This is a genomic window from Micromonospora sp. NPDC005163, from assembly GCF_053599835.1.
Genome location: NZ_JBSFYP010000146.1, coordinates 1 through 3559 on the forward strand (window position 1 = coordinate 1; position 3559 = coordinate 3559).

A 3559-nucleotide genomic window follows, 5' to 3' on the forward strand; every position below is an offset into this window, starting at 1 on the left:
AGCCCGGTGCCTGGAGACAGGCACGCCGGGTTCGGAGAGCGGCCTGGGGAAACGGACCGGGAGTAATCCCGGCACCGCGCCCCAGGCCGACTCACAGTGGACCTTGTTCTCGATCGACCAGTGACCACGGATCCAGGCGGCGAGTTGCGCCGGTTTGGCTTGGTGGACGAGCAGGTCGGTGATCGCGTAGACGGTCGCGGTGGTGAACCGTTTCGGCTGGTCGAGCCGGCGTCGGCGGCGTCGGATCTGGATGGCTTGGGTGGCATTCGGGAAGTCGATCCCGGTGGAGACGGACAGGATTTTCAGGGTGCGGATTTCCCGGCGGCCGTGGCCGCGGTAGGTGCCGCGGTCTGCGTCGGCGACGGCCCGCCAGGGTAGGGCGGCCAGTTGGGCGCGCAGGCGGGGCTGGTTGCCCTTCACGGTGAGGATCCAGTGGGCGCCGCGTTCGGCGAGGTAGGCGACGTGGTCGCGTTGACAGTGCAGCGCGTCGGCGGTCACCACGACCTCGCCGAGGTCGCCGAGCTGGTCGAGCAGGGGCGAAGCGGGTGATCTCGTTGGTCTTGCCGTCGACGTCGGTGCTGGCCAGCACGACACCGGTGGCCTGGTCGGCGGCGGCGAGGACGTGCCGGGCAACACTGTCGCTGGTCCGGGAGCCGCGTAGCGTCTTGCCATCCACGGCGATCGCCCGGCGTGTTCCCGCCGCCGGCGCGGGGAGCTGCGCGGCGAGCCAGGCGCCGATCACCATGGCCAGCCGGTCAGGGTCCAGGGCCTGCAGCAGCCTGCGGATCATGGCCTCAGACGGCCGCCGGTCCGTGTCGATACCGAGCACGGCCGCGGTATCAGCAGGTAGGTCTGCGACCCACTCACCGATCGCCGCGTATGAGCGGTAACCGGCGACGACCGCGCACACCGCCGCTGCGACGACGGTTACGAGAGCGTGCCGGACTCCGCGTCGGGCACGGGGATCGGGCAGGGAACCCAACGCGGCGAGCAGGCCGGCAGCCGACTCCACGGCAGATGACCCGGGCGGTGCGGTCGACAACGATGAGATCAGCGATGATGGCAACGCGGGCATGGCTCACTTCAGATAGATCAACAGGCCTCGAGAACCTTGATGATCTTCTGGAACGGCCATGCCCGCCCCGCTACCCACACCCAGGGCGCGTCTACACCAACCGCCTCAAGCCGGACACCCCTCACGACTTTGCCGGGGCCCTGGTCAGAACGCTGCCGACCCTGCTCTCGATGCGGCCCGACCTACGTCGACTCGCAGCCGAATGCCGTCGTCTCGGCTATCTCGGCTGCTTCGTCTACACGCTCTCCCCGACCCGCGACGCAGCGGCCGCGCGCATGCTCGCACCAGCGATCGGAGTCGGCGAGGATGTCGTCAACGCCAACTGAGCTGCCATGGGTTTTCCGGACAGGCCAACCAAGTAGAATTGGTTGATCTAGAGAGGAAAACAGGTGCCACGCGCGAAGAGGAATTTCTCCCCGCAGTTCCGGGAAGAAGCAGTGAAGATGGTGATCGAGGGGTCGCGGCCGATCTCCGCGGTCGCTCGTGAACTCGGTATCGGAGACGGCACGCTCGGCAACTGGGTGGCCGCGTACCGGTGTGAACACGCGGGCGATGAGCCCGCCCTGAACGTCAGCGATCCTCGACAACCGCATCGGTGACCTTGCTAATCAACTCCCGGGACACGTCGGCGCCGTAGACCTCGGCCAGATGCGACTGGATTTCTCCGGTGGTCAAACCCTTGACATACAACGACAGGATCATCTCGTTGAACCCGGCGACCCGCCGCGAATGCTTCCGGATGACCTGCGGCTCGAACTCACCCTGACGGTCACGCGGGATCTTCAACCCGACCGGCCCCAGATCCGTGTGGACCGTCTTTACTGAATGGCCATTGCGGGCGTTACGGGCACCGCGACCCGCCGGGTCGCCCTTGTCGTAGCCCAGATGCTCCGACATCTCCGCTTCCAGCGCCGTCTCCAGGATCCGACGAGTCACACCGGCCAGCAACCCGCCCGGCCCAACCAGCCTCACCCCGTCGACCCGCGCCTGCTCCAGCAACTGCTCAGCGATCCGCTGCTCCGCCACCGAGTCCACAGACGAACCCCGCTCGCCTTCCGGCTGCTCAGCACCATGATTCGTAGACATGACGTGATCCCCTCTGGCCGGGCTTCCTACCCGACCTAACGGACCACACCAAGATCAACCACAAAGTTTCTGACAGGCCCTGCACCCTCGAGTGAGCGGCTTGCTTGGGTTGGCTGCGTTGCGATTTGGTGGTGGGTCGACAATGGCCCCATGTGGAAATCGCTGGTAGCGCGGGCGGGCCTCTCGGAGGACGCCTCTGTTGCGGAAGTCGTGGAAGCGGTGCGCTCGATGCCATACGGGCGTCCGGTGGAGCGGAGCGCTCAAGGGGCGCTCGCCGAGTGGCGGGGCACCTGCTCGACGAAGCACGCGCTGTTGGCGGCCGTCCTGGCCGAACACTGGCCGCATACGGAACCGCAGCTGGTCCATCGCGTCTATCGATGCACGCCCGAAGACGCTGCCCGCAGATTCGGCCCGATCGCGGCCGCCGCGGTGCCCCCGGAAGGCTTGTGGGACGTGCACCGGTACCTGACCATCGAGCTGAACGGGGACCGCGTCGTCATCGACGTCACGTTTCCGTCCGGCCCAGGCTGGGACGGAGCCGGCTCGATGCCGGTGGCGTGTGGGCGAGGAACCGACTATGCGGCTGGTTTCGATCCCGACGCGGACAAACGTGCTTTGGAGGAGGCCCACTGCGACCCGAGCGTTCGCGAGCCCTTCATCGCCGCCCTTGCCATGCCGGGAACGACGGCCGGCGACTCGGCGGGCGAATGGCCGGGCGGTGGCGATGGATGATCATGGTTATGTCATCGGGGTCGGCTCGTGGGGTGTTGTCGCACCGGATCTGTACTGGCCTGCCGCGTCGCCGGTTGGGCAGGCTCATTGAGGAGCTGGCTGGTGCCTGGCCGGCGCAGCAGGAGAGCCGGCTGCGTGAGCGCTGTGGTCGTGACCGGCTGCGGGCGCCCGGTGCGGGGCCAGACCACGAGCTGGTGTTTACCGATCGGGTGATTGCCACCCTGGTCATCCTGCGTTTCCAGCTCCCACACGCGGCCGTGGCCCTGTTCTACAAGGTGGACCGCTCCACGATCACCCGGGCCGTCCATGAGATTCGACCTCTGATCGCCGCGCGGAGGTTCGCTGTTCCCGGTCGTCCCGAGCTGCGGCTGCGCACCCTGGCGGATGTCTTCGCTTATGCCGAGGCAGAGGGCGTCAAGCTCCGCTTCGACGGTACCGAGGTCCAGGTCCGCCGCCCCAACGCAGGCCGGCCAGGTCGTCGGGCATTCGTCTCAGGCAAGAAGAAACAGAACACCAAAAAGACCACCGTCATCAGCGATGGCCAGGACCGACTGCTGTGGACCGGGGCCATCTGTCCCGCACCGGGTTTGATGGAGACATCGAAACCTGGGAGGAACACCAGCGATGCCCGCACCGAAGAAGTACAACGATGAGCTGCGTGAGCGT

The 3559-nt window shown here is 66.9% G+C and carries 6 protein-coding genes and 1 pseudogene; 4 read left to right on the forward strand and 3 right to left on the reverse strand.

The window, feature by feature from the left end; genetic code table 11:
- Together ACWD6N_RS37510 and ACWD6N_RS37515 are read right to left on the reverse strand one after the other, a co-directional pair.
- Nucleotides 1-498 (reverse strand): ISAs1 family transposase (locus ACWD6N_RS37510; RefSeq protein WP_450006721.1); only part of this gene is annotated, 498 nt, incomplete at its 3' end.
- A gap of 286 nt (nt 499-784) precedes the next feature.
- Nucleotides 785-1075: pseudogene (locus ACWD6N_RS37515) on the reverse strand (transposase family protein); the annotation flags it as partial.
- Between ACWD6N_RS37515 and ACWD6N_RS37520 the strand changes: the two are divergent.
- Complete coding sequence (locus tag ACWD6N_RS37520; protein WP_354968825.1) at nt 1045-1401, forward strand: hypothetical protein; 357 nt, start codon at nt 1045-1047, stop codon at nt 1399-1401. The pseudogene ACWD6N_RS37515 and the gene ACWD6N_RS37520 overlap by 31 nt on opposite strands.
- 63 nt (nt 1402-1464) lie before the next feature.
- The gene (locus tag ACWD6N_RS37525; protein ID WP_354968821.1) at nt 1465-1674 is read left to right on the forward strand and encodes a transposase; all 210 of its coding nucleotides are present in this window, start codon (nt 1465-1467) and stop codon (nt 1672-1674) included.
- On the opposite strand, the gene ACWD6N_RS37530 is transcribed toward ACWD6N_RS37525, so the two are convergent.
- On the reverse strand, nt 1646-2161 hold the full coding sequence (locus ACWD6N_RS37530) for a transposase (RefSeq protein WP_354968822.1): 516 nt from the start codon (nt 2159-2161) through the stop codon (nt 1646-1648). The genes ACWD6N_RS37525 and ACWD6N_RS37530 overlap by 29 nt on opposite strands.
- A 150-nt stretch (nt 2162-2311) precedes the next feature.
- Here ACWD6N_RS37530 and ACWD6N_RS37535 point away from each other — a divergent pair, with 150 nt between their 5' ends.
- Together ACWD6N_RS37535 and ACWD6N_RS37540 are read left to right on the forward strand one after the other, a co-directional pair.
- On the forward strand, nt 2312-2893 hold the full coding sequence (locus ACWD6N_RS37535; protein ID WP_387330978.1) for a hypothetical protein: 582 nt from the start codon (nt 2312-2314) through the stop codon (nt 2891-2893).
- 74 nt (nt 2894-2967) lie between these two features.
- Entirely contained in the window at nt 2968-3546 is a 579-nt protein-coding gene (locus tag ACWD6N_RS37540) for a transposase family protein (RefSeq protein WP_354968824.1), read from the forward strand.
- Nucleotides 3547-3559: the final 13 nt, after the last annotated feature.

Excerpts from the sequence above, each read along its gene's own strand:
- ACWD6N_RS37520 (WP_354968825.1), top strand. The coding sequence starts at position 1,045 with ATGAGATCAGCGATGATGGCAACGCGGGCATGGCTCACTTCAGATAGA.
- ACWD6N_RS37530 (WP_354968822.1), bottom strand. The coding sequence starts at position 2,161 with ATGTCTACGAATCATGGTGCTGAGCAGCCGGAAGGCGAGCGGGGTTCG.
- ACWD6N_RS37535 (WP_387330978.1), top strand. The coding sequence starts at position 2,312 with ATGTGGAAATCGCTGGTAGCGCGGGCGGGCCTCTCGGAGGACGCCTCT.